The 22,319-nt window shown below is 52.9% G+C and carries 30 protein-coding genes and 1 tRNA gene; 20 read left to right on the top strand and 11 right to left on the bottom strand.

The window, feature by feature from the left end:
- The first annotated feature begins 14 nt into the window (after nucleotides 1-14).
- The 11 genes from fliJ to EGO56_RS07545 all read left to right on the top strand — a co-directional run bounded on the left by fliJ (nucleotide 15) and on the right by EGO56_RS07545 (nucleotide 9,094).
- Entirely contained in the window at nucleotides 15-458 is a 444-nt protein-coding gene (gene fliJ, locus EGO56_RS07595) for a flagellar export protein FliJ (RefSeq protein ID WP_003854478.1), read from the top strand.
- A complete protein-coding gene (locus tag EGO56_RS07590) occupies nucleotides 455-1,738 on the top strand; it encodes a flagellar hook-length control protein FliK (protein ID WP_135908314.1) in 1,284 nt (427 codons plus the stop codon). The genes fliJ and EGO56_RS07590 overlap by 4 nt, the downstream gene beginning before the upstream one ends.
- Before the next feature lie 127 nt (nucleotides 1,739-1,865).
- Entirely contained in the window at nucleotides 1,866-2,351 is a 486-nt protein-coding gene (gene fliL / locus EGO56_RS07585; protein ID WP_013358286.1) for a flagellar basal body-associated protein FliL, read from the top strand.
- A 4-nt stretch (nucleotides 2,352-2,355) separates the two neighbouring features.
- Nucleotides 2,356-3,363 carry a flagellar motor switch protein FliM gene (fliM, locus tag EGO56_RS07580; RefSeq protein ID WP_013358287.1) on the top strand — a complete coding sequence of 336 codons (1,008 nt, stop codon included), beginning with the start codon at nucleotides 2,356-2,358 and terminating at the stop codon, nucleotides 3,361-3,363.
- Complete coding sequence (gene fliN / locus EGO56_RS07575) at nucleotides 3,356-3,763, top strand: flagellar motor switch protein FliN (RefSeq protein WP_033733054.1); 408 nt, start codon at nucleotides 3,356-3,358, stop codon at nucleotides 3,761-3,763. The genes fliM and fliN overlap by 8 nt, the downstream gene beginning before the upstream one ends.
- A 10-nt stretch (nucleotides 3,764-3,773) precedes the next feature.
- A complete protein-coding gene (gene fliO / locus EGO56_RS07570; RefSeq protein WP_033733056.1) occupies nucleotides 3,774-4,172 on the top strand; it encodes a flagellar biosynthetic protein FliO in 399 nt (132 codons plus the stop codon).
- A complete protein-coding gene (gene fliP / locus EGO56_RS07565) occupies nucleotides 4,172-4,903 on the top strand; it encodes a flagellar type III secretion system pore protein FliP (protein WP_031593200.1) in 732 nt (243 codons plus the stop codon). The genes fliO and fliP overlap by 1 nt, the downstream gene beginning before the upstream one ends.
- A gap of 25 nt (nucleotides 4,904-4,928) precedes the next feature.
- Nucleotides 4,929-5,198, top strand: coding sequence for a flagellar biosynthesis protein FliQ (gene fliQ / locus EGO56_RS07560; protein ID WP_003854466.1), 270 nt, complete (start codon nucleotides 4,929-4,931; stop codon nucleotides 5,196-5,198).
- Nucleotides 5,198-5,983: a flagellar biosynthetic protein FliR gene (gene fliR / locus EGO56_RS07555; RefSeq protein ID WP_061062740.1), complete on the top strand. Its 786-nt coding sequence runs from the start codon at nucleotides 5,198-5,200 to the stop codon at nucleotides 5,981-5,983. Before fliQ ends, fliR begins: the two co-directional genes overlap by 1 nt.
- A 627-nt stretch (nucleotides 5,984-6,610) precedes the next feature.
- Entirely contained in the window at nucleotides 6,611-7,246 is a 636-nt protein-coding gene (gene rcsA, locus EGO56_RS07550; RefSeq protein ID WP_010247685.1) for a transcriptional regulator RcsA, read from the top strand.
- 141 nt (nucleotides 7,247-7,387) lie between these two features.
- Nucleotides 7,388-9,094, top strand: a complete 1,707-nt coding sequence (locus EGO56_RS07545) for a methyl-accepting chemotaxis protein (RefSeq protein WP_135908312.1) — start codon at nucleotides 7,388-7,390, stop codon at nucleotides 9,092-9,094.
- A 104-nt stretch (nucleotides 9,095-9,198) separates the two neighbouring features.
- On the opposite strand, the gene dsrB is transcribed toward EGO56_RS07545, so the two are convergent.
- Nucleotides 9,199-9,393 (bottom strand): protein DsrB, encoded by a 195-nt coding sequence (gene dsrB, locus EGO56_RS07540; RefSeq protein WP_013358293.1) that lies wholly within the window; start codon nucleotides 9,391-9,393, stop codon nucleotides 9,199-9,201.
- A 62-nt stretch (nucleotides 9,394-9,455) separates the two neighbouring features.
- Complete coding sequence (locus EGO56_RS07535) at nucleotides 9,456-9,614, bottom strand: YqaE/Pmp3 family membrane protein (protein WP_013358294.1); 159 nt, start codon at nucleotides 9,612-9,614, stop codon at nucleotides 9,456-9,458.
- Nucleotides 9,615-9,930: 316 nt separating this feature from the next.
- On the opposite strand from EGO56_RS07535, the gene EGO56_RS07530 reads away from it, so the two are divergent.
- From EGO56_RS07530 to EGO56_RS07520, 3 genes are all read left to right on the top strand, one after another.
- Nucleotides 9,931-10,164, top strand: a complete 234-nt coding sequence (locus tag EGO56_RS07530) for a DUF2525 domain-containing protein (protein WP_013358295.1) — start codon at nucleotides 9,931-9,933, stop codon at nucleotides 10,162-10,164.
- Nucleotides 10,165-10,518: 354 nt separating this feature from the next.
- Entirely contained in the window at nucleotides 10,519-11,310 is a 792-nt protein-coding gene (locus tag EGO56_RS07525; RefSeq protein WP_135908310.1) for a mannosyl-3-phosphoglycerate phosphatase-related protein, read from the top strand.
- A gap of 30 nt (nucleotides 11,311-11,340) precedes the next feature.
- Entirely contained in the window at nucleotides 11,341-12,561 is a 1,221-nt protein-coding gene (locus tag EGO56_RS07520) for a glycosyltransferase family protein (RefSeq protein ID WP_013358297.1), read from the top strand.
- An 85-nt stretch (nucleotides 12,562-12,646) separates the two neighbouring features.
- Here the strand turns inward: EGO56_RS07520 and EGO56_RS07515 are convergent, their stop codons facing one another.
- The 5 genes from EGO56_RS07515 to EGO56_RS07500 all read right to left on the bottom strand — a co-directional run bounded on the left by EGO56_RS07515 (nucleotide 12,647) and on the right by EGO56_RS07500 (nucleotide 14,903).
- Complete coding sequence (locus tag EGO56_RS07515; protein WP_013358298.1) at nucleotides 12,647-12,826, bottom strand: YodC family protein; 180 nt, start codon at nucleotides 12,824-12,826, stop codon at nucleotides 12,647-12,649.
- Nucleotides 12,827-13,008: 182 nt separating this feature from the next.
- Nucleotides 13,009-13,140, bottom strand: a complete 132-nt coding sequence (locus tag EGO56_RS22600; protein WP_003854444.1) for a hypothetical protein — start codon at nucleotides 13,138-13,140, stop codon at nucleotides 13,009-13,011.
- Nucleotides 13,141-13,173: 33 nt separating this feature from the next.
- Nucleotides 13,174-14,085, bottom strand: coding sequence for a DUF808 domain-containing protein (locus tag EGO56_RS07510; RefSeq protein WP_013358299.1), 912 nt, complete (start codon nucleotides 14,083-14,085; stop codon nucleotides 13,174-13,176).
- A 10-nt stretch (nucleotides 14,086-14,095) separates the two neighbouring features.
- Nucleotides 14,096-14,371 (bottom strand): hypothetical protein, encoded by a 276-nt coding sequence (locus EGO56_RS07505; RefSeq protein ID WP_033733066.1) that lies wholly within the window; start codon nucleotides 14,369-14,371, stop codon nucleotides 14,096-14,098.
- Nucleotides 14,372-14,423: 52 nt separating this feature from the next.
- Nucleotides 14,424-14,903, bottom strand: coding sequence for a very short patch repair endonuclease (locus EGO56_RS07500; RefSeq protein WP_013358301.1), 480 nt, complete (start codon nucleotides 14,901-14,903; stop codon nucleotides 14,424-14,426).
- Between the two features lie 190 nt (nucleotides 14,904-15,093).
- On the opposite strand from EGO56_RS07500, the gene dcm reads away from it, so the two are divergent.
- A complete protein-coding gene (gene dcm, locus EGO56_RS07495; protein ID WP_135908308.1) occupies nucleotides 15,094-16,479 on the top strand; it encodes a DNA (cytosine-5-)-methyltransferase in 1,386 nt (461 codons plus the stop codon).
- Between the two features lie 267 nt (nucleotides 16,480-16,746).
- On the opposite strand, the gene EGO56_RS07490 is transcribed toward dcm, so the two are convergent.
- Nucleotides 16,747-17,028 carry an Arc family DNA-binding protein gene (locus EGO56_RS07490; RefSeq protein ID WP_135908307.1) on the bottom strand — a complete coding sequence of 94 codons (282 nt, stop codon included), beginning with the start codon at nucleotides 17,026-17,028 and terminating at the stop codon, nucleotides 16,747-16,749.
- A 72-nt stretch (nucleotides 17,029-17,100) separates the two neighbouring features.
- A complete protein-coding gene (locus tag EGO56_RS07485) occupies nucleotides 17,101-17,805 on the bottom strand; it encodes a phosphohydrolase (RefSeq protein ID WP_013358304.1) in 705 nt (234 codons plus the stop codon).
- Nucleotides 17,806-18,416: 611 nt separating this feature from the next.
- On the opposite strand from EGO56_RS07485, the gene EGO56_RS07480 reads away from it, so the two are divergent.
- The 3 genes from EGO56_RS07480 (at nucleotide 18,417) to EGO56_RS07470 (ending at nucleotide 20,222) form a co-directional block, all read left to right on the top strand.
- On the top strand, nucleotides 18,417-19,094 hold the full coding sequence (locus EGO56_RS07480) for an ASCH domain-containing protein (RefSeq protein ID WP_013358305.1): 678 nt from the start codon (nucleotides 18,417-18,419) through the stop codon (nucleotides 19,092-19,094).
- 172 nt (nucleotides 19,095-19,266) lie between these two features.
- The gene (gene mtfA, locus EGO56_RS07475; RefSeq protein WP_185948875.1) at nucleotides 19,267-20,043 is read left to right on the top strand and encodes a DgsA anti-repressor MtfA; all 777 of its coding nucleotides are present in this window, start codon (nucleotides 19,267-19,269) and stop codon (nucleotides 20,041-20,043) included.
- A gap of 103 nt (nucleotides 20,044-20,146) precedes the next feature.
- A tRNA-Asn gene (locus EGO56_RS07470) sits at nucleotides 20,147-20,222 on the top strand.
- A gap of 196 nt (nucleotides 20,223-20,418) precedes the next feature.
- On the opposite strand, the gene EGO56_RS07465 is transcribed toward EGO56_RS07470, so the two are convergent.
- Nucleotides 20,419-20,676, bottom strand: a complete 258-nt coding sequence (locus EGO56_RS07465) for a LysM peptidoglycan-binding domain-containing protein (protein WP_135908303.1) — start codon at nucleotides 20,674-20,676, stop codon at nucleotides 20,419-20,421.
- Between the two features lie 155 nt (nucleotides 20,677-20,831).
- On the opposite strand from EGO56_RS07465, the gene EGO56_RS07460 reads away from it, so the two are divergent.
- On the top strand, nucleotides 20,832-21,092 hold the full coding sequence (locus EGO56_RS07460; RefSeq protein WP_041456944.1) for a GlsB/YeaQ/YmgE family stress response membrane protein: 261 nt from the start codon (nucleotides 20,832-20,834) through the stop codon (nucleotides 21,090-21,092).
- A 25-nt stretch (nucleotides 21,093-21,117) separates the two neighbouring features.
- The gene (locus tag EGO56_RS07455) at nucleotides 21,118-21,498 is read left to right on the top strand and encodes a YidB family protein (protein WP_135908301.1); all 381 of its coding nucleotides are present in this window, start codon (nucleotides 21,118-21,120) and stop codon (nucleotides 21,496-21,498) included.
- A 114-nt stretch (nucleotides 21,499-21,612) separates the two neighbouring features.
- On the opposite strand, the gene EGO56_RS07450 is transcribed toward EGO56_RS07455, so the two are convergent.
- Nucleotides 21,613-21,894: a barstar family protein gene (locus EGO56_RS07450; protein ID WP_135908299.1), complete on the bottom strand. Its 282-nt coding sequence runs from the start codon at nucleotides 21,892-21,894 to the stop codon at nucleotides 21,613-21,615.
- Nucleotides 21,895-22,319 lie beyond the last annotated feature (425 nt).

Genomic DNA, 22,319 nt, shown 5'->3' with positions numbered 1-22,319 from the left:
GCGAGGTAACGGCAATGAAAACTGCAAATGCCATTGATACGCTGCGCGACTTAGCGGAGCAGGATCTCGAACGTGCCGCCATCTATTTAGGCGATATGCGCCGCGGCCAGCACGCCGCTAACGAGCAGCTGACGATGCTGCTTGATTATCAGGACGAGTATCGCAACAAACTTAACGATGACATGTCGTCCGGCATCGCCAGCACCCGCTGGACGAACTATCACCAGTTTATTCAGACGCTGGAAAAAGCGATTGAGCAGCATCGCAACCAGCTGAATAACTGGAATCAGCGACTGGAGCAGGCGCTGATCAACTGGCGCGACAAACAGCAGCGGCTGAACGCCTATCAGACCCTGATAACGCGGGCAGCGGAAAATGCATTACGACAGGAAAACCGTCTCGATCAGAAACGGATGGACGAATTTGCCCAACGGGCCGCATCGAGGAGAGGCGAATGATTACGCTGCCACACATTGGCATAAAAGCGGCGGCTAAAACCGGCGCGGAACCATCAGGCGCGACGGACCTTGCAGCAGGCGCTGATGCCCTGCCGCAGGACTTTCTGACCACGCTGGGAAACCAGCTAATCGGTCTGGCAAAACAGCAGGGAAAAGCGGCGCAATCCGCTGACGTAAAAGCAGAAACTGCCGAAGATGCCCGACCAAAGGCGCCGCTGAATGCGCTAATGGCGGCGCTGGATAATCCTGCTGAACTGACCGCCCTGTTTAAACCGGAAAATATTAAAGCTGGTACAAAATCAGCCGATGATAAAGACAAGCCGGAGGCCACACCCTTAAGCGCCAGTGACATGCAGAATGTGCAGGCCCTGTTCGCCATGTTACCGGGTGCGGTAACGCCGACAGCGACGCCTTCGACGCCGGTCAGCAGTGAAGCAGGTGAGCTGATTGCCCAGACCGACACCGGCCGGAAAAGTCAGACCTCGCTGACGCAACTGCTGAACAGCGCACAGCAGAGCCACGCACCAGATAGCCCTGCGCCGGGTAAAGATGAGAAGCACGACGCTAAAGGTGCCGCACTGAACTCACCTGCCGTGAACAGCACCGCCAGTCAGAATCAGCCTGCCGCGCAAAGTGCGACCAGCAGCGGCCTGACGCTCGACAGCAGTTTCCAGCAGGCGCTGAGCAATATGGTGAAGCAGGATGATCAGAGTGCGATCAAAGCCAGCACCAGCGACAACGCGATCAGCGCCACACCGTTCGCCAGCGCCAGCAGCCTGCCCGCGCCGGTGACCGCCTCCGCGACCAGCAGCACCCCGTCCACCCCGATGCTGAATTCACAGCTGGGCAGCGACGAGTGGCAGCAGGCGCTGAGTCAGCAGATTGTGATGTTCAGCCGCAACGGCCAGCAGAACGCGGAGTTGCGTTTACATCCGGAAGACCTTGGCGCTATTCAGATCAGCCTGAAACTGGATAACGACCAGGCACAAATCAGTCTGGTTTCCAGCCATAGCCACGTCAGATCGGCACTGGAAGCCGCGATACCGCAGCTGCGCAGCGCGCTGGCAGAGAGCGGAATCAACCTGGGCGAGAGTCAGGTGAGCAGTGACAGTTCCGCGCAGGGCCAGCAATTCCAGCAACAACAGGAGGCGCGCCGCGATGGACAGCATGGCCGCTTCTCCCTCACCCAGGACAGTGACACCGACATTACGCCGATCGCCGTTCCCGCTGCCCTTCAGGCTCGCGTTAGCGGCAACAGCGCCGTCGACACTTTCGCCTGACAGCGGCAAACGCTGAAGGTAAGCGTAAAACCCGCGTCTTTTCTACCCATTGGTTTGACTTAAGACGCGGATAATCTGTCCCGTGAGCCGAGAGGCTTGCCCATAATTCACAGGAAGTAACTGCACCATGTCTGATAACGCGAAAGCAAAAGGCAGCAAACGTAAAATCTTAATACCAGTGTTGATCATTCTGACGCTGGCCGCTTGCAGCGTGGCAGGCTATGCAGTCTGGCGAATGATGAATAAACACGAGGGCGATAAGCCTGAGGTGGCGAAAGTTGAACCGCCTCCCGCTCCGGTCTTTTTTGCACTTGATACATTTACGGTTAACCTGGTCAATCCCGACAACGATCCTGACCGCGTGCTTTACGTAGGCTTTACCCTGCGTCTGGCCGATGAGGAGTCCCGGAGTCGGATGAATGACTATCTGCCTGAGGTGCGCAGCCGTCTGCTGCTGCTGCTCTCGCGTCAGAGTGCTGCGGCGCTGGCGACAGAGCAAGGAAAACAGGCGCTTGTTGAACAAATTAAACAGGCGCTGACACCTCCGCTGGTAAAAGGTCAACCTCCGCAGGCCGTAAACGACGTGCTGTTTACTGCCTTCATTTTGAGGTGAATCAATGGGCGATAGCATTCTCTCCCAGGCTGAAATTGACGCCCTTTTAAACGGCGACAGTGGCAGCGCGGAAGAAGAAAAGAAACAAAACGGGCCGGAGGGCGATATTCGTCCTTACGACCCGAATACCCAGCGCCGCGTGGTGCGCGAGCGTTTGCAGGCGCTGGAGATTATTAACGAGCGTTTTGCCCGTAGTTTCCGTATGACGCTGTTTAACCTGCTGCGCCGTAGCCCGGACATCAGCGTCGGGGCGATTAAGATTCAGCCGTATCACGAGTTTGCCCGCAATCTGCCGGTGCCAACCAACCTGAATCTGATCCACCTGAAACCGCTGCGCGGCACGGCGCTGGTGGTGTTCTCACCCAGCCTGGTGTTTATCGCCGTCGACAACCTGTTTGGTGGTGACGGACGTTTTCCGACGAAAGTCGAAGGCCGTGAGTTTACCCATACCGAGCAGCGCGTTATCCGCCGCATGCTGAAGCTGGCGCTGGATGGTTACAGCGACGCATGGAAGGCTATTTATCCACTGGACGTCGAGTATGTACGTTCAGAGATGCAGGTGAAGTTCACCAACATCACCACTTCACCGAACGACATCGTGGTTAACACGCCGTTCCAGGTGGAGATTGGTAACCTGGTGGGTGAGTTTAATATCTGCATCCCGTTTTCAATGATTGAACCGCTGCGCGAGCTGCTGGTGAACCCACCGCTCGAAAACTCCCGTCAGGAAGATAACCACTGGCGCGATAACCTGGTTAAACAGGTGCAGCACTCTGAGCTGGAACTGATTGCTCACTTTGCCGAAACCTCACTGCGTCTGTCACGGATTCTGCAGCTGAAACCCGGTGATGTGCTGCCGATTGAGAAGCCGGAACGCATTATCGCCCACGTCGATAGCGTGCCGGTCTTAACCAGCCAATATGGCACGATGAATGGGCAATATGCGCTCCGTGTCGAACACCTGATTAACCCGATTCTGAATTCGCTTAACGAGGAACAGCCCCATGACTGACAGTAATAAACCGTCTGACGATATCTCTGCGGACGATCTGTGGGCTGAAGCGATGAACGAGCAGGTCGGCAGCAGCAGTGCGCCGCAGACCGATGACGTCTTTAAGTCATTCGACAGCGGCAACGTTGCGGGATCGCTGCAGGATATCGATCTGATTATGGATATCCCGGTGAAACTCACCGTCGAACTGGGCCGCACCAAGATGACCATCAAAGAGCTGCTGCGCCTGGCGCAGGGTTCTGTGGTAGCACTGGACGGCCTGGCAGGTGAGCCGCTGGATATCCTGATCAACGGTTACCTGATTGCACAGGGTGAAGTAGTGGTTGTGAACGACAAATATGGCGTTCGTATCACTGACATCATCACCCCGTCTGAACGTATGCGTCGTCTGAGTCGCTAAGAGTCACATTATGAATAGCCAGAATCAAACGCTGCAACCGGCTGCACCGCACGCACAGGCGATTTCGACCGGTTCTATGCTGGCCCAGGTCAGTAGCGTATTAGCAGTGATTATTTTATTGATTCTGGCCTGCGCCTGGCTGGCACGCCGTGCCGGCTTCGCGCCGAAAAAGGTCAGTGGTCAGGAGCTGAAACTCACGGCCAGCGTCTCAGTGGGCCAGCGTGAGCGAGTAGTGATTATCGATACTGCTGACGCGCGTCTGGTGCTGGGCGTCACTGCCCAGCAGATTACTCATCTGCATACGCTGCCGCCGGGTGAGCCGGTCGCTGTGACGCCAGCTGACCGTGCGCCACAGGATTTTCGTCAGCTGTTACAGAATCTGGTTAAACGTCCCGGAAAACCACAATGATGCGTCGACTGCTTCCTTTACTGCCACTGCTGTTACTGGCACCGGTTGCCCATGCCCAGCTGCCGGGCCTGGTGAGTCACTCGCTGCCTAACGGCGGTCAGAGCTGGTCACTGCCGGTTCAGACACTGGTCTTTATCACTGCGCTGACCTTTATTCCGGCCGTGCTGCTGATGATGACCAGCTTCACCCGTATCATCATTGTGTTTGGCCTGCTGCGAAATGCCCTGGGCACACCGTCGGCACCGCCTAACCAGGTGCTGCTCGGTCTGTCGCTGTTTCTGACTTTCTTTATTATGGCGCCGACCTTCGACAAAATTTATCAGGATGCCTATCTGCCGTTCAGCCAGGACAAGATCAGCATGGATGTGGCAATTGATAAAGGTGCCCAGCCGCTGCGCGAGTTTATGCTGCGTCAGACCCGCGAAGCGGATTTAGCCCTGTTTGCCCGTCTGGCAAATACCGCGCCGATTGCCGGTCCTGAAGCGGTGCCCATGCGTATTCTGCTGCCCGCCTATGTGACCAGCGAGCTGAAGACCGCGTTCCAGATTGGCTTTACCGTGTTTATCCCGTTCCTGATCATCGACCTGGTGGTCGCCAGCGTGCTGATGGCGCTGGGGATGATGATGGTTCCGCCAGCGTCCATTGCGCTGCCGTTTAAACTGATGCTGTTTGTTCTGGTCGATGGCTGGCAACTGCTGGTCGGTTCACTGGCGCAAAGCTTCTACTCCTGATCCCCCTTTTTTACCGGAGCACGACATGACACCCGAATCAGTAATGGTAATGGGACAGGAAGCGATGCGCGTCGCCCTGATGCTGGCCGCCCCGCTGCTGCTGGCAGCCCTGGTCAGCGGTCTGCTGATCAGCCTGATCCAGGCCGCGACCCAGGTCAACGAACAGACCTTATCCTTTATTCCTAAGATCCTGGCCGTTGCCACCACCGGTATCATTGCCGGCCCGTGGATGCTAAATCTGCTGCTGGACTATATCCGCACCGTCTTTACTAACCTGCCTTATATCATCGGCTGATGATTACTCTCGACAGCAGCCAGCTGGTTCAGTGGGTCAGCCAGTTCTTCTGGCCACTGGTGCGTATCATGGCGTTGTTCGCCACCGCACCGATCCTCAGTGAACGATCCGTCAGCAAACGTGTCAAAATCGGACTGGCGGTGATGATCACCTGGCTGCTGATGCCGCTGTTACCTGCTGTCAATGTGACCCTGTTTTCCCCTGCCGGATTCTGGCTGCTGATCCAGCAGATGCTGATTGGCATCGCGCTGGGCTTTACCATGCAGTTTGCGTTTGCGGCTGTGCGCCTTGCCGGGGAAGTCATTGGTTTGCAGATGGGCATTTCGTTCGCCACCTTTTTTGACCCTGGCAGCCGTCTTAACATGCCGGTGCTGGCCCGTTTTCTCGACATGCTGGCCATGCTGCTGTTCCTGACCTTTAACGGACATCTTTGGCTGATTTCACTGCTGGCGGACAGTTTTCATACGCTGCCGATTGGCGGTCACCCGCTAAATGCCAACGCATTTATGGCGCTGGTGAAATCCGGCGGATTAATTTTCCTTAATGGCATGATGTTAGCGCTGCCCTTAATCGTTTTGTTACTCATGGTTAATCTGGTACTGGGTTTGTTAAACCGTGTTTCACCACAGTTATCAATCTTCGCAATTGGCTTCCCGATTACCTTATCAGTCGGAATTTTAACCATCAGCCTGTTGATGCCCCTGCTGGCCCCGTTCTGTGAGCATTTGTTCAGTGAAATATTTGATTTACTCGCCCTGTTTCTGACAGAACTATCCCGCCCCTGAACATTAAGTTTCTAACTACCTTCACTCAGCCACACTTAAGTATCGCAAAACCATCCGTGCATTTTCCGAACCATGTTTTCCAGAATGCAACTAAGGAAATTCTGATAAATGTGCTGAGAGTCTGAAAATAATTCTTATTAAACCGGGCTTCGCGTATTTTAGTTGGGTGGTTCACAGAAGCTGTCAGACTGTGAATGTGCAGGCAAAACCGGCAATGCACTGAATTTACAAGAAAAAAAACTTTAAGTGATTTTTCTTGTTAAAAAATGTTTTTTCCGGCATTGTCATCGCACGCTGAGACATCACACTTTCGTAAAACAAATGCTTTTGAGAATTGTCCTATCAGAAAACTTCCTGTTTTCAGGGATAGTGACACAGGTCTCAAAAAATGAGCTTTACTGAATCTCCGGCACTTCACTGGCATTCCCCGCCATTGCCGGAGAATGTGTGACGTCATGGCAGCACAAATTTTTTGCAGAACGGGTCAGGGATGAAGACTTTTACGGGCGTTTGCCTGTTGCCACACTGCACGAGCAGAATAAAAAAGTACCTAAGAAATCTCTCTCGTACCGCAACGCGTATTCATCGTTGATTTAAACGGATAACAAATTGGTGAGGGTCGCTATTATGCCAACTATTATTATGGATTCCTGCAACTACACACGCCTGGGATTATCAGACTACATGTCTTTAAAAGGAGTTAAGAAGAAAAATATCTCTTCTGTCTCCGATATTGAGCAACTACAGCAAAAATGTGAGCAATTAAACCCTGGTGTCGTCTTTATTAATGAAGATTGTTTCATTCATGAGTCAGATTCCAGCGAACGTATCCGCAGTATTATTACGCAGCATCCTGATACGCTGTTCTTTATATTCATGGCGATTAGCAATATCCATTTTGAGGAATATCTCTACGTTCGTAAGAACCTGATTATTACATCAAAATCGATGAAGACATCGACCCTGGATTCCTTACTCAGCACCTATTTGCAGAAGAAGCTTAACCAGTCTGCGCGCATCTCTTCGGGCATGGATGTTCACCCGCTGACGCTGAGCCAGACTGAGTCAAACATGCTGAAGATGTGGATGTCAGGTCATGACACCATTCAGATCTCAGATAAAATGCAAATTAAGGCCAAAACGGTATCGTCACACAAAGGTAATATTAAACGCAAAATCAAAACCCATAATAAACAGGTTATTTATCATGTGGTGCGTTTAACCGATAATGTGACCTCGGGTATTTACGTTAATATTCGCTGATCGTCAGACCTGAAGAACCGGCCTTAATGGCCGGTTTTTTTTTGCGCTGAATTGGGAGCCAGGTCTCACTCTTGCCGCTAAGCCTTTACGCTCTTTTGCCGATGTTAAGCCTTATAACAACAGCCTCAAGAGAGCAAGGATATGAACACTGCATTAGATAATGATGGACAGAAAAGCGCTGGCATCTGGCAGAATCTCCGCCTGGTACCGCTGTTTAGCCTGATCTTCGGCGGCATTTTGCTGCTGTTCGCACTCTGTATTGGTGTCGCCAGTTACTTTCTTATTTCAGGCAACCACTCCCTCGATGATGCCACGGACGAAATCCAGGTTCGTATGGGCCTCGCTAACAGCTCCAACCACCTGCGTACGGCACGCCTGACCATTATCCAGGCTGGTGCCGCCGCGCGTATTGGTGACATGGATGAGTTTCGCGCCAACGTGGCGGCGGCCGAAAAACGTATTCAGCAGGCTAAAGATGGCTTTGCCGTTTATGAAGCGCGCAAAGTGAAGTCTCCGGCTGACACTGAACTGGATGCCACGCTGCAGGCACGCTTCAACGATTACATCAATAAAGGCCTGATACCGATGATTAATGCCGGTAAACAGGGCAGCTTTGAGGGCATTATCGCCCAGGAGACGGACGTTACCCGCAAGCTGGATGATGACTATAACGCGGTGTTACTGAAGGCGATAAAAATTCGTACTGACCGCGCCAATGCCATTACTGCAGAAGCCGATCGTCAGTCGCGCATCGGTTTTATCTCGATGGCCGTGGCGTTTAGTGCCGCGCTGGTGCTGGTGCTGATGACCTTTGTCTTCCTGCGCCGTGTAGTGATTAACCCGCTGCGTCAGTCTGTGCTGCGTATTGAACGCATTGCACAGGGCGATCTGACCTCTGCTCCCCTGCCCTTTGGCCGCAGTGAGATTGGTACATTGATCCACAATCTGCAACTGATGCAGCAGGCGCTGGTGACCACCGTCGGGACAGTTCGTGAGGGTGCCGTCGCGATTTATCAGGGCTCCAGCGAAATCTCCGCCGGTAATACCGATCTCTCTTCACGCACCGAGCAGCAGGCGGCAGCACTGGAACAGACCGCAGCCAGCATGGAACAGCTTACCGCCACGGTAAAACAGAATGCTGAGAATGCCCATCACGCCAGCCAGCTGGCCGCGGATGCCTCTGGCAAAGCGCGCAGCGGGGGTGATTTGGTCAATAGCGTGGTGAAAACCATGACCAACATTTCCGGCAGTTCGAAGAAAATCGCTGAGATCACCAACGTCATTAACAGCATCGCATTCCAGACCAACATCCTGGCGCTGAACGCAGCGGTTGAAGCCGCGCGTGCCGGAGAACAGGGTCGCGGCTTTGCGGTGGTAGCAAGCGAAGTGCGCAATCTGGCCCAGCGCAGTGCGCAGGCGGCCAAAGAGATTGAATCCCTGATTGCTGAGTCCGTCACGCTGATTAATGACGGCTCGCATCAGGTTGGCGCAGCGGGCAGCACTATGGGTGAAATTGTCGAGGCGGTACGTCGCGTCACCGATATCATGTCTGAGATCGCAGCGGCATCGGACGAACAGAGCCGGGGTATTCAGCAGGTGAGCCAGGCGGTCACTGAGATGGACAACGTTACTCAGCAGAACGCCTCACTGGTGGAAGAAGCCTCTGCGGCAGCGGCCTCGCTGGAAGATCAGGCGGGCAAACTGACACAGGCAGTGGCGGCATTCCGTCTGCAGGATTCGCCTGCTACGAAAAGTGGGGCCGCGCGCGTCACTTCACCAGCCAGAACACCCGCTCTGACACCGCGTCCGGCGCTGGCCACCGGTAGTGATAACTGGGAAACCTTCTGACGCCATGCTGGTAAGCATCAGCGACTGTCATCAACGGCAGCGGCGCTGAATGCAAAAAGCCCCATTACGCTATGTGTAACGGGGCTTTTTTATGCACGTCAGGCTCAGGCGTCGTGGTAAGGCTCGACGAAAATGCCATCCGGCTGCTGCGTTTCATTAAAAAACCAGATGCCCAATGGATAATCCTCCAGCGCGACCAGAAACATGGTGCCTTCGTTAAAGGGCTCCATAGCCAGAATGGTGCCAACGCGACGCGGGCCGCCATCGGTTTTGACGCTGACGCGGTCATTTACCTTCATTTCGGTTCTCCTGATTATTTACTGCGTACAGTCTAAACGAAGAACCGGCGCGATGCAGCGCGTTAGCGTCGGGCAATGACCCAGACGGCATGAACGATACCGGGGATATAACCACAGATCGTCAGCAGAATATTCAGCCAGAAAGCACCACCAAAACCGACCTGCATAAACACGCCCAGCGGTGGCAGCAGAATTGCGATAATAATTCTTAAGATGTCCATAACCATTCCTTTAGGTATTGAAAAAAATCAGCTTTATCATCAACTATAGCTGAATCTGCTCCGTTCAGGGGCAAAGTCAGGTAAATCTGAGTAAGGACCATTTTTGCAATTTCTTAACATTTCACCGCAAGACTTCTTACGCGCCTGGCCTTTACACTCCCTCTACTGCACCACCCCCATAGGTGCAGCCACAACCTAAAGTAACAAGGATTTTGCCCGCGCAGCGCGGGCTTTTTTTTGCCTGCGATCTGCCCAATCCCCTCTTTCTGCACCGCGTTCTATACTGATTATTCTGTTTGCTCTCAGGAGTCAGAAAATGACAGACGAAAAGCAGCACACCGATATGCCGGCGTCCGATCTGAAGGTAGATGTTGAGGGTTTACTGGCGGCGATTCAGGCGAAAACGTCGGGAGAGATACGGGAATATATGGAGCAGGGCCAGATGCCACGGCTTGAAGTTGAAGGCCAGATTTTCCACTCGTATACCGAACTGGCAGAAGCGTTTGAAATCGACATCTGTGACTATCGCGCCTATGAAGCTAACCGCTGAAATCGATTTCAAAAAAATACCCGGCGGGAAGGCCGGGTAAAAATTCAATTCGTTACACCAGGGAATTCTTAACACCTCAGCAGATTACGCGAACGCGTCACCAAAACAAGTATCAGATATGCACGTTTCTGCAACGAACCGGGTCGTTATGGGGCAATAGTTGCCGAAAAAACCGCGCCAGCCAGTGACTTAGCGCCCGCACACTTCCTGCATCCCTCGCTTTTCTCCATTTCTTTTTTAAGATTTATCCTGGATTTTCAGTCAGCGTGGCAGGAAAAAAAGTGTGAGCCATATTCAACTATAATATTGAAAAATCGCTGCTTTAGCCGCGAACGTGATGAAAGGAGCCTGTTAATGCCCGATCTTCAACAGCCGTTAATGATTATTACCGATCTCGATGGTTCGCTACTCGACCACCATACCTACCGCTGGGATGCGGCCACGGAGTGGCTCACCACGCTGAAACAGCACGAGGTTCCGCTGGTGGTCTGTTCCAGTAAGACAGCCGCCGAAATCCTTCCGCTGCAAAAAAAACTGGGGATCAGTGGTTCACCCTTTATTGCCGAAAACGGTGCCGTAGTCCAGACGCAGGATCAGCAGCGTATCCGTCTGCCTGATAATACGCTGACCTATGACGCACTCTGCCAGCGGCTGGCCGCCTTGAAAACAACCTACCGTTTTACCGGCTTTCATGATTTCTCCGATCCGGAAGTGGCCTCAATGACCGGACTGAGTGAGGCAGATGCCGCGCTGGCACGCCAGCGCGACGCGTCTGAAGTGATTGTCTGGCGCGACAGTGACGAGGCTTTCGATAGCTTTCAGGCGGCACTGGGTGCTGAAGGGCTGGCACTGACGCAGGGCGGCCGTTTCTGGCATGTGATGCCAGCAGGCTGCGGCAAAGGTGAAGCGCTGCGCTGGCTGCTGGACCATTCTCCCGGTGAAGCGCCCATCACAATTGGTCTCGGTGACGGGCCGAATGATGCACCGATGCTGGATGCAGTTGATTATGCCGTAGTGATTAAGGGCTACAGTAAAACACCGGTAACACTCAGCCGGACCGATCAGCAGCAGGTCTATCACACCGCTCACCATGGCCCCGAAGGCTGGCGTGAAGGACTGGACTATTTTTTGACTCAACCTCAATAAGCTGCCCACGGGCATTAAAAGGATGATGCGATGAGTGACTTTTATCAGAATGGCGTAATCACCAACTTCCACAACCTTACCCACCGCAGTGTGGAGTCGCTGGAAAAAGAGATGGTGCGCTTTGCCCGCAAACGCAAAATGGGGCTGATCCTGCCATCGCTGTTTTCTGAACTTGAAGGCCCGGCGCTGACGAAAATCGTCGATGAGCTGGCGAAAGTACCCTATCTGGATGAGATCGTGATTGGTCTGGATCGGGCCGACCGCGACCAGTTCCTGTTTGCCCGCGAGTTCTTCTCCCGCCTGCCGCAACGGCATCGCATTCTGTGGAACGACGGCCCGCGTCTGAAAGCGATTGATGCGGAACTGGATAAAGAGGGTCTGTCGCCTACCAATCCCGGTAAAGGGCGCAACGTCTGGTTCTGCACCGGCTATACGCTGGCGTCGGACCGCACCAGCTGTGTGGCGCTGCATGACTGCGATATCGTCACGTATGAGCGCGGCATGCTGGCCCGCCTGCTCTATCCGCTGGCCAACCCGGCGTTTCAGTATGAGTTCTGTAAGGGCTTCTATGCGCGCGTCGCGGATGGCAAGCTTAACGGCCGCGTCGGACGTCTGCTGGTCGGACCGCTGCTGCGCTCATTGCAGAAAGTCTATGGTCATTCGGAATACCTGGATTACCTGACAAGCTTCCGCTATCCGCTCTCCGGCGAGTTCGCCATGCGAACGCATGTGCTGAACGGCATCAAAATTCCCGGTGACTGGGGTCTGGAAATTGGCGTGCTATCGGAGATTTACCGTAACTACACTACCCGCCAGTCGTGCCAGGTTGAGATCGCCGATAACTACGATCACAAGCATCAGCCGCTGGCCGAAGATGATGGCACCGGCGGCCTGAAGCGCATGAGCAGCGACATCGTCCAGTCACTGCTGCGTAAGCTCGCGACCATGGGTGTACCGCTGACCAGCGATTCATTCCGGGTGCTGAAGGCAACCTATTACCGTAATGCGCTGGATATGATGGAGACCTATAACCACGAGGCGGCAATGAACGGACTGAAGTTTGATCAGCACGTCGAAGAGGCCGCGGTGGAGATGTTTACTCAGTCGATTCTGGAAGCGGGACAGGCGTTTATTGAACGTCCTAACGATAAGCCGTTTATACCCAGCTGGAGCCGGGTTCAGTCAGCGTTCCCGGATGTATTGCAGCGCATCTATCAGGCGGTTGAAGAGGATAATGACGGTAACGTCTGAAACAGGACGGCACAGGGAGTGTGCCGGGCCTCAGGCAGTCAGAAACCGGGCCTGTCGGGTCATCTGACCCTCAGGCCTGAGGCTCTCAGCTTGCCAGTTGTTGCGCAGGATTCAGCGCGCAAAGTTCATCACTGCGAAAAGCCTCGCTGCGCACGGCATAGCCGTCATACCAGCGGCATTCCACCATGCCACTGGCGTAGCCGGTCACCACCATCGTGTGACCTTCTTCCTTGTGCTGAACTTCTTCACTGATTGCGAAAACCATGGGGCGCTCCTTTCATGCGTGTTATTAACCTGAGTGACTATTTTCTTTATAGCAGGCAAAGCCAACCCTTGCCTGTTAAGGCACGCAAAAAACGGGCAAATTCAGAATTAAGCAGCTGGATATGCGGAAAATAAAAAAAGCGGATAAAACTTATCCGCTTTGATGAAGTGTTGACGCTGACGTCAGATTTTACAGCCTTCGCAATCGGCTTCGTCACCGAGATCATCCGGCACTTCGCTGGCTTTTTTCTCTGCTTTCGCTTCAGCCTGCTCAAGCTGTGCGTCGATATCAAATTCAAACATGTCGTCGTTCATCGTCATTCTCCTGACCGTAAATCACAGTGCGCTTTATACCGATTTCCCACGCACTCTGGCAATAAGGTTGACCACTAACAGCACGATCGACCCAATGATAAAGCCCAGCACCAGATTTGCGCCGTTGCTGAGCAGCATCGCGATCCAGCCGCTGAACCCGCCGCTGACTTCCTCAATCAGATGATGCAGCGGCGCAATGCCATGCACCACGATACCGCCGCCAACCAGGAACATCGCCAGAGTGCCGACCACTGAGAGAATCTTCATCAGCCAGGGCGCGGCGGCCAGCAGCACGCTGCCAATCCCCTGCGCAACGCGCGAGGGTTTCTCACGCAGCCAGAAGCCAAGATCATCAATTTTTACGATGCCCGCTACGATGCCATAAACGCCAATGGTGACCAGAATGGCGATGCCCGCCAGGATGATCACCTGGTTGAGCAGCGGCGCTTCCGAGACAATCCCCAGCGTAATCGCAACAATTTCTGCCGAAAGGATGAAATCAGTGCGCACCGCACCTTTGATTTTTTTCTTCTCATACTCTGCCGCATTCTGATTCGCCAGCGAATCAAGGCGCTGCTGGCGTGCTTCCGGTGATTTGCTCTGCTTGTCGTGCTGCAGACTGTGCATCACCTTTTCCACGCCTTCATAGCAGAGATAGGCACCGCCCAGCATCAGCAATGGCGTGATCAGCCAGGGCGCAAACGCAGAAATAATCAGCGCCAGCGGCACCAGAATGAGTTTGTTGAGAAACGATCCTTTCGCCACGCCCCAGACCACGGGCAACTCACGGTTAGCTTTTACGCCGGTAACCTGCTGTGCATTCAGCGACAAATCATCGCCCAGTACGCCAGCGGTCTTTTTTGCCGCCACTTTTCCCATGACGGAAATATCGTCCAGAAGTGTTGCAATATCATCAAGTAAAGTCAGTAAACTGGTGCCCGCCAAAATCTTATCCTTAGTCTGGTTCGTTATGTTGACAACATGGGCAGCGCTCAATTTCCGTTACGGTCATCTCAGCGATGCCCTCACAATCCCACTCCACCCGCACCGCATCACCTTCTGCGCCTTCAGCATGCAGGTATTTGCTGACCGGGCTTTCGGTCATGCCGGTGATCTCCTCCGTAGCGATAAGCCTGTCGCCGCAATAGACCCGCGCAGTGGCTTTAGTGTTCACCATCCGCTCGTCACGAATCTGGTAAAGGCGTTTAACCGTCAGTTTTATGCTGCTCATGTCAGGCTCCTGGCCACGGAGAAAGCGCAGATCTAACCAATTATGGTGCTGATTAGCAATCCGCGTTGTAATGATGAATGCCCTGATGGTCGATCTCGGCACTCTCCGACATCGCCAGCAACCACTCCTCCAGCCGTTCCAGCAGATCCTGATCCGCCAGGCGCAGTTTGCCACGTAGCGCACACTCCCAGATGATCAGCACTTTCCAGCCGCTTTCCTGCAGCTGGCGCACATAACGCCGGTCACGTTCAACATTGCTGTTGATTTTTCCGGTCCAGAATTCCGTGCGCGTCGCCGGCAGCTTAAACAGATAGCAGTGATGACGATGCCAGAAGCAGCCATGAACAAAAATAATCGCCTGCTGTTCGGTCAGGACAAAATCGGGCCGTCCCGGCAGGTTTTTATCCTGCACGCGAAAGCTGAATCCCCGATCTTTCAGCAACAGCGCAATACGTTGCTCAATGGCCGTATCCTGAGCGCGAATGGCACGCATATTTTTGCTGCGTGTTTCGCTGGAGTGAACATCAGCCATAACTTCTCCTTTTTTGCTGGTTCTGTAACTTTAGCCTGCGCCACGAAAAGCGAAAGCCGCTACAGGGCGGCTTCGGAGATTACGCCGCAAAAACAGAACTTTCCGGCGGTCTGGCACAGGGCACATCCCGGCAATTTCCTCGCAGCCTCTGGAGTGTTAGCATAGGCTCCTTACTGTTAAGGAAAAACGCATGCATCCCGCCGCCCTCGCTGAACCACTCTCTGCTGCACTTTCATCTGCTGATGCGTCTGAACTCTTTAGACAGGTGCTGGACATCTATTCGGTTCGTGATCTCACGGCCCGACTGCAGCAGGCGGGATTTTCCTGCTGGACACCGGCCCTGCTGAACCGGATCCGTCAGGGTAAAAGCGCCCTGCCGCCGCTGTGTGAGGCGGAGCTGTCGCTGTTGCAGAGTCTGCTGCCGACCCGGCCCGCCCACTATGATAATCCTGAGTTTCGTTTTATCGATCTCTTTGCCGGCATTGGTGGCATCCGTAAAGGATTCGAGGCAATCGGCGGCAAGTGCGTCTTCACCAGTGAATGGAATAAAGAGGCGGTTCGCACCTATAAAGCAAACCACTATAGCGATCCGCAGGAGCATCACTTCAATACCGATATCCGGCAGGTGACCCAGCCGGAAGGTCTGACTGACGATGAAGCGATTTACCGCGCGATCGATGCGGCGATCCCCGATCATCAGGTGCTGCTGGCCGGTTTTCCCTGCCAGCCCTTTTCGCTGGCGGGCGTCAGCAAGAAAAATGCGCTGGGCCGCGCCCACGGGTTTGAGTGTCAGGTGCAGGGCACGCTGTTTTTCGATGTTGCGCGCATTCTGGCCGCCAAGAAGCCGCCGTTTTTTGTGCTGGAGAATGTGAAAAATCTCAAGAGCCACGATAAGGGCCGTACCTTCGCCATTATCATGGAGACGCTGGATGAGCTGGGCTATGACGTGGCCGATGCCGGAGCCGGCAGCCCGGATGCCAAAGTGATCGATGCGCGTCACTTCCTGCCGCAGCATCGCGAACGCATTGTGCTGGTGGGGATTCGCCGTGACCTGAAAAAGCAGGATTTTACGCTACGCAATATCCGTCGTTTCTATCCGGCGCAGGTTCCCAGCCTGCAGAGCCTGTTAGAGAAGGCGCCAGACGATAAATATATTCTGTCGCCGGTACTCTGGCGCTACCTCTACCAGTATGCGAAAAAGCATAAAGCGAAAGGCAACGGCTTTGGTTTTGGCCTTAACGATCCGCGCAATCCTGACTGCTGCGTGCGGACGCTGTCAGCACGCTACTACAAAGATGGCTCAGAGATTCTGATTGACCGCGGCTGGGACAGCGCGCTGGGTGAAGCGGAGTTTCAGGATGCGGATAACATGGCACGGCGTCCGCGTCGACTTTCTCCGCGCGAATGCGCGCGCCTGATGGGCTTTGATGTGCCGGGCCGCGAGCCGTTCCGCATTCCGGTTTCAGATACCCAGGCCTATAAGCAGTTTGGTAATTCGGTGGTCGTGCCGGTATTCGCAGCGGTCGCCCAGCTGCTGCTGCCGCATATTCGTCAGCTGAAGTCGTCATCGTTCTGAAATGAAAAACCCGTCTTGCGACGGGTTTCAGGCTGATGAAGAACTTACATCTGACGATTCTCACAGCAACAAGTAAGCTCAACTCGCAGGGAACACGGTCAGAAGAGGAAAGCGTCCCGCGCCAGGACGGTGCGGGCCGAGCATGCCATGGATGGCGGCTTTTGCGTCTTTCCGATCTGACCGTGTTCCCTGAGCAGGCACAGTCTCATAGCGAAACGGTCCAGCCTTTCTCCAAATAAAAAACCCGTCTTGCGACGGGCTTCTGTTTTATTTCTTCTTCTTGCTCTGCTTCTTCAGCAGCAGGCGGATCTGCTTCAACTCGCTGGCGCTTAATCCAGCGTCCTTCACGTCAGTGGAAGCCGATTCCTCAGTCCCCTCTTCAGTGATGTCCTGATTATCAATGGCCGGATGCGGATGCGTTTCCAGACTGGCCTGCAAACGCTGCACAATTTCCTGGCTCATTGAAATCTGGTTTTCCAGCGCCAGCTGTTTAATCGTTTCTTTCAGCTCGGGATCAATTTTAATCGTTAAATTAACAGTTTCGGTCATCGGGCAGCTCCTTTTTGTTATTGCTCACACGCTACCGGATGACCGTTTCGATTAACATACTGTCATAAAAATTTAATATTCAGTTTTCAATGGGGTGAAATCCCGCAGTACGCCCTCATCCATCCCCACCAGATTGCCCTGAAGCTCGGCATAAAGCTTCGCCATGTAGCGCACCAGGAAATCGGCGTTATGCTCAGCCAGCATGCGGCCGGTTTCGGTATGCATGGTTTCCGGCAAACGCAGCAGCTTCTTCTGGAAATGGTCCAGCGTCCACTTAACATCATTCAGCTCGCGATCTTTACCCAGCGGATCCTGACTGTCGAATAACGGGCGATTCAGTGCACCGGCCGTGTAAAAGACCCGCGCCAGCCCGATTGCGCCCAGTGACTCCAGCCGGTCTGCATCCTGCACGATTCTGGCTTCGAGCGTCTCTGGCGGGATACCGGCGCTGAAACTGTGGGTTTTAACGGCATGCATTACGGCTTCAATCTTTTCTGCCGGGAAATCGAGAAAATCCTGCTGCAGAATGCGCTGCGTTTCGGTCGCTGCATAAGTAGAAGCGAGATGTCGTTCGGGATGATTCTTGGGAAGATTCACTACATCATGAAAATAGCAGGCGGTGAGCACCACCAGCGGGTCCGCCTTCGTGCCGGTCATGATTCGCTGCGCGCTCATCCAGACGCGTCGCAGATGGGCGATATCGTGCGCGCCGTCGTCGTGGATCCAGTTCGCCTGAAACCAGCTTTCATAGCGGGATTGCCAGAGTGTAAGTGACATAATCTATCTCCCTGTAGTGATCGACAGCCGATTCTCTGTCGTGATCAGTGCGCAAACGGCAAGCCATCATAGCGACTGGCTAATGACACTTTTTTTACAGTGCTGTTGAAAAGAGCGGCGCTGCCAGCGATTTCGGGCAGAAAAATGAGATCTGGATCATCTGTATAGCACCTATGTTACATAAATACCGCAATTTCGGCGGTTTTCAGCCTTTCCTCAGTGAATTGCTGCTAAGAAAATTAGTTTAACAGCAGTAATGTTTGATTCATTCTGAACCCGTTAAACTGGCCGTGCTTAGCCTTTTTTTGTCACGCAATTAATTGTAAAAGTGTGGGCAACAGCAGGTGAAAAAGTCTGAAAAGGTTCCTATTTTTAGTGTTATAACGTACTGTATCCGGGCTGTTCGTCGCGTTCTGCCGATTGCGTGATAAGCTTTGGTGCGCTTTTTGCATTTTGCTGGTTTTTAACACCCAACGTGACAATTTTAAAGTGACTGTCAGGCGACAAATTATTAAGCAAAATGATTTAAAGCTTTTATGATAACTCTCAGATGTGAAGCAAATGGACGTTTACAGCAGTAACCGGGTTCTACTAATAAAAAGAGGTAATCCATGAAAGAACGGCCGATTCTTTTTTCCGAACAGCGTGTTCGTGCCCTGTTGGTTGGCCAGCAAACACAAACCCGGCGCATTATGAAAACTCAGGCTTTCGGGCCGGGACAGGATCATCACGAAGGCGTTCACGCTTTCGACGTGAGTGCTAACCATCTGCATGGCTACAAGATGATGTCGATGACCGACATCAGCTATCAGTGTCCCTACGGCAAACCGGGCGACATCCTCTGGGTACGTGAAACCTGGCGCGGCCCGATGGTGCCAGAAAGCGATCTGGCAGAATATGAACGTGACCCGACGCCGTTTCGCCTGCCGGAATATTGTCAGTATCGTGCCGACAGTAATGAGCTGGGTCAGCATGCGATGAGCACCCCGGAAGCCGAGGAGTTTGGCTGGCAGACCGCCATCCACATGCCGCGCTGGGCCAGTCGTATCAATCTGGAAATTACCGGCGTACGTGCGGAAAAGATTCAGGATATCAGTGAAGATGACATTATGGCGGAGGGCGTACAGACCGACTCGCACTTCCTTAATAACTTCTTCACCATGAACGTTAATTCTGAGTCGCCTAAAGAGGCGTATCGCAAAGCCTGGGAAAAACAGTATGGCGCGACCAGCTGGGAAGTGAATCCCTGGGTCTGGGTCATTGAATTTCAGCGCGTTGAACGCAGGTAATGCCTCAACCCTGCGCTTTGCGGGTTAAATCACAGACAACGGCCGCGCTAACGGGTTGAATAGACAGCCTTCAGCCCTGAAGTCAGACAGAAGATGCCAGCATTCGATGCTGGCATTTTTATGTCTGCCGCGTCAGGATAATGACATAGCCCGGTTCTGTGCAGGAGTTGCGATGTTTAAATGGCCCTGGAAAACGCATAACGATACCATCCTGGCGGCACTGCCGTGGCAACAGGCGCTGTCACAGCCTGTCTTCAGCCCGCTGGATGAGTCTGAACAGCAGACGCTGGTGGAGCTGGCGAAGCGCTTTCTGCAACAGAAAAAACTGGTGCCTCTCGGGGGCGTTCAGCTGGATGAACTGCGCAGCGTGCGGATCGCCCTGCTCTTCTCTCTGCCGGTGCTAAAGCTGGGTCTGGAGTGGCTGGACGGTTTTCATGAGGTGCTGATCTATCCCGAGCCGTTTGAGGTCGATGATCAGTGGCAGGATGAAGATGGGCTGGTTCACAGCGCGCCTGCCGTTCACGCCGGACAGAGCTGGACCCAGGGACCAGTCGTCCTCAACTGGCTCGATATTCAGGACTCGTTCGATCTCTCCGGCTTTAATCTGGTGATCCATGAGGTGGCACACAAACTGGATGCGCGCGGCAGCGGTTATACCAGCGGCGTTCCGGTCATGCCGCTGCGTGACGTAGCCCAGTGGGAAAAGGATTTGCGAGCCGCGATGGCAGAGATTGAAAGTGAAGTGGAACTGGCAGGCGAACAGGCTGCGACTATCGATCCCTACGCGGCCAGCGATCCGGCGGAATGCTTCGCCGTACTCTCTGAATATTTCTTTACGGCTCCGGTTCTGCTGGCCGAACGCTTTCCCGCCATGTATCAGCATCTGCGCCAGTTTTACCAGCAGGATCCCCTGAGCCGGATAGCTTCTGACACGACTCAGACTGCTTAAATCCCGATCGCATTGCGCTAAAGCTAGCCAGTTGAATGATAATGTATTTTTTGCTGTTGACACCTCAGTGCGACGCCGCTAATATTCGCCTCGTTCAAACGATTCCTCTGTAGTTCAGTCGGTAGAACGGCGGACTGTTAATCCGTATGTCACTGGTTCGAGTCCAGTCAGAGGAGCCAGAATTAGAAAAGCCCGCTCAGGGAAACCTGAGCGGGCTTTTTGCTTTTCAGTAATGCCAATTTTCTCCTCCTTTCTGATTATCCATCCGGACCCGCCTGCGGTTACCCGCACATTCCTGATGATTCCGGCGGCCATAACTGCAAAAAACCAGCCGGGCAATCCCTGCTCTGGCTGGCTTGTCCCCTCAGCTAACGATTACTCGGGAATAGTCAGTACCTGACCCGGCGCAATATTGTCCGGGTTGCTGAGGATGTTTTTATTCGCCTCAAAGATTTTCATATATTTTGAAGCATCATTATAAAACTGCTTAGCGATTGCGCTGAGCGTGTCCCCGGACTTCACCGTATAAGTGCGATCCCCTGCTGCTGAGGCATCGGTCTTATTCTCAACATTTTTATCAACGCTATGTAACAACTCATCGCCAATATTTTTAATATTATCCAGAATGCTCATAATTACTCCCCTATCGTTTCCGATACGTTTAGTTTAATTAAAAAAACAGGATTGCCAGACAAATACTGCGCGGCGTACGATACACCTGCTTTTATTTCGTGGATTAAACCACTGCTAAACGTGCAGTAATTTATATAAAAAGAAGGATGTTAATAATGGGTATATTGTCATGGGTTGTATTTGGTCTGCTCGCCGGTATTATCGCCAGATGTATTATGCCAGGTAAAGAACATATGGGCATTTTCATGACCATGATTCTGGGTATTATCGGCGCGCTGATTGGCGGTGTCGCCAGTACGGCCCTGGGCTTTGGCAAGGTCAGTGGTTTCAATATTTACAGCATTGCGATTGCAACCCTGGGTTCAATTATTGTGCTGTTTGTTATTCATAAAATCAGAGCATGTAAACAGTCTTAAGCGATTACGATTCAGGGGAAATAAAATGAGTTTACTGGAAACGGTGCTGGCGATGTGCGGCCTGAATACTCAGACCAGTCAGGAAGTGAAAGGTGTACTGGAGTGGGTGGAACAGCAAGGCGGTTTACACAGTATCGTAAGCCATCTTCAGAGCGGCGAGTACAGTGAGGTGGTTAACTCCTGGCTGGGCGATCAGCAGAACGTTGCCCTGAGCAGCGATCTGGTGCAGAAGATGATCAACTCTGAGGCCATTGAGCAACTGGCTGCGCGGATGGGTATCAACACCAGCGATGCACTGAATCTGCTGGTAAAATATCTGCCACAGCTGGTGGATAAAGCGTCATCTGCAGGTATGATTGATAAAAAAGCCGATCTCACCGGGTTGGTCAGTCAGTTAATGCACTGAGTATGATGCAAGGGGAAGATAAAAGCCTGCTGCGAAAATATAAGGCTTTTATCTTTCTGATTCAGGGGAATTGAGAAAAGTTGTTCAGCACAAAGACTAAATACTAAGAAGAGGTTATTTGAGATAGTAATCAAATTTATCTTCCCAGGAAAAAATTATATCCTGCTGCCTTACCCTTTCGAAAACCTCGATGATTTTATCAAATCGCTCTCCAAGCCTCTTTTTTGATAAATCTGAGTGACACCAGGTAATTCTTATTGGCCTTTCAATATCTGTACTCAGGCAATCCCAGAGAGCATCCAGATTCTTGCCGTAATAGGGGCCAAATTCCATTATCTCAGCCAGAATGCGATGAACATCAGATTCTGTATGTATATCACGACCATCTATAATCATATTTTTCCTCATTCTATTTACCTATAGGCAAAGGCAAGCTTTCAGGAAGTACGCGCAGAGTAGATACAGGCTAACGACGAACTTACTATCGGCGGCAATTGGGTCCTGCTACGCCGCCTTAATCAGGTAATGCTACTTCACTCTGGCGGAGTTAACCTCAAGAATCAGATTCGGATTCGCCAATTCACTGCTGAGGTCTGGAACGTCCTGCACCTGTTTCAACTTATCGCTGATAATATGATTTTTCGCTCACCGCTGACATCATGGTGCTGTTCGCGCAGCCGCTCACGCTCAGCCCCGCCAGCATACCATCCGCCATGCAACTAGCGAAGCCTCCTCCGATGCAGCCGCCAGTGCTCATGCCCGCGCAGCTGATCACCCGGCTCGCAGTAGAAGCATAACTAACTGAGATATTTAACAAAAAA

Origin of the sequence: Pantoea vagans (assembly GCF_004792415.1) — a bacterium.
Taxonomy (GTDB): Bacteria; Pseudomonadota; Gammaproteobacteria; order Enterobacterales; family Enterobacteriaceae; genus Pantoea; species Pantoea vagans.
The sequence above is the reverse complement of the archived record's forward strand: the minus strand, read 5'-3'. Positions and strand labels throughout refer to the sequence as shown.

Coding starts and splice junctions, on each gene's coding strand:
- fliJ (WP_003854478.1), top strand. CDS start 15: ATGAAAACTGCAAATGCCATTGATACGCTGCGCGACTTAGCGGAGCAG.
- EGO56_RS07590 (WP_135908314.1), top strand. CDS start 455: ATGATTACGCTGCCACACATTGGCATAAAAGCGGCGGCTAAAACCGGC.
- fliL (WP_013358286.1), top strand. CDS start 1,866: ATGTCTGATAACGCGAAAGCAAAAGGCAGCAAACGTAAAATCTTAATA.
- fliM (WP_013358287.1), top strand. CDS start 2,356: ATGGGCGATAGCATTCTCTCCCAGGCTGAAATTGACGCCCTTTTAAAC.
- fliN (WP_033733054.1), top strand. CDS start 3,356: ATGACTGACAGTAATAAACCGTCTGACGATATCTCTGCGGACGATCTG.
- fliO (WP_033733056.1), top strand. CDS start 3,774: ATGAATAGCCAGAATCAAACGCTGCAACCGGCTGCACCGCACGCACAG.
- fliP (WP_031593200.1), top strand. CDS start 4,172: ATGCGTCGACTGCTTCCTTTACTGCCACTGCTGTTACTGGCACCGGTT.
- fliQ (WP_003854466.1), top strand. CDS start 4,929: ATGACACCCGAATCAGTAATGGTAATGGGACAGGAAGCGATGCGCGTC.
- fliR (WP_061062740.1), top strand. CDS start 5,198: ATGATTACTCTCGACAGCAGCCAGCTGGTTCAGTGGGTCAGCCAGTTC.
- rcsA (WP_010247685.1), top strand. CDS start 6,611: ATGCCAACTATTATTATGGATTCCTGCAACTACACACGCCTGGGATTA.
- EGO56_RS07545 (WP_135908312.1), top strand. CDS start 7,388: ATGAACACTGCATTAGATAATGATGGACAGAAAAGCGCTGGCATCTGG.
- dsrB (WP_013358293.1), bottom strand. CDS start 9,393: ATGAAGGTAAATGACCGCGTCAGCGTCAAAACCGATGGCGGCCCGCGT.
- EGO56_RS07535 (WP_013358294.1), bottom strand. CDS start 9,614: ATGGACATCTTAAGAATTATTATCGCAATTCTGCTGCCACCGCTGGGC.
- EGO56_RS07530 (WP_013358295.1), top strand. CDS start 9,931: ATGACAGACGAAAAGCAGCACACCGATATGCCGGCGTCCGATCTGAAG.
- EGO56_RS07525 (WP_135908310.1), top strand. CDS start 10,519: ATGCCCGATCTTCAACAGCCGTTAATGATTATTACCGATCTCGATGGT.
- EGO56_RS07520 (WP_013358297.1), top strand. CDS start 11,341: ATGAGTGACTTTTATCAGAATGGCGTAATCACCAACTTCCACAACCTT.
- EGO56_RS07515 (WP_013358298.1), bottom strand. CDS start 12,826: ATGGTTTTCGCAATCAGTGAAGAAGTTCAGCACAAGGAAGAAGGTCAC.
- EGO56_RS22600 (WP_003854444.1), bottom strand. CDS start 13,140: ATGAACGACGACATGTTTGAATTTGATATCGACGCACAGCTTGAGCAG.
- EGO56_RS07505 (WP_033733066.1), bottom strand. CDS start 14,371: ATGAGCAGCATAAAACTGACGGTTAAACGCCTTTACCAGATTCGTGAC.
- EGO56_RS07500 (WP_013358301.1), bottom strand. CDS start 14,903: ATGGCTGATGTTCACTCCAGCGAAACACGCAGCAAAAATATGCGTGCC.
- dcm (WP_135908308.1), top strand. CDS start 15,094: ATGCATCCCGCCGCCCTCGCTGAACCACTCTCTGCTGCACTTTCATCT.
- EGO56_RS07490 (WP_135908307.1), bottom strand. CDS start 17,028: ATGACCGAAACTGTTAATTTAACGATTAAAATTGATCCCGAGCTGAAA.
- EGO56_RS07485 (WP_013358304.1), bottom strand. CDS start 17,805: ATGTCACTTACACTCTGGCAATCCCGCTATGAAAGCTGGTTTCAGGCG.
- EGO56_RS07480 (WP_013358305.1), top strand. CDS start 18,417: ATGAAAGAACGGCCGATTCTTTTTTCCGAACAGCGTGTTCGTGCCCTG.
- mtfA (WP_185948875.1), top strand. CDS start 19,267: ATGTTTAAATGGCCCTGGAAAACGCATAACGATACCATCCTGGCGGCA.
- EGO56_RS07465 (WP_135908303.1), bottom strand. CDS start 20,676: ATGAGCATTCTGGATAATATTAAAAATATTGGCGATGAGTTGTTACAT.
- EGO56_RS07460 (WP_041456944.1), top strand. CDS start 20,832: ATGGGTATATTGTCATGGGTTGTATTTGGTCTGCTCGCCGGTATTATC.
- EGO56_RS07455 (WP_135908301.1), top strand. CDS start 21,118: ATGAGTTTACTGGAAACGGTGCTGGCGATGTGCGGCCTGAATACTCAG.
- EGO56_RS07450 (WP_135908299.1), bottom strand. CDS start 21,894: ATGATTATAGATGGTCGTGATATACATACAGAATCTGATGTTCATCGC.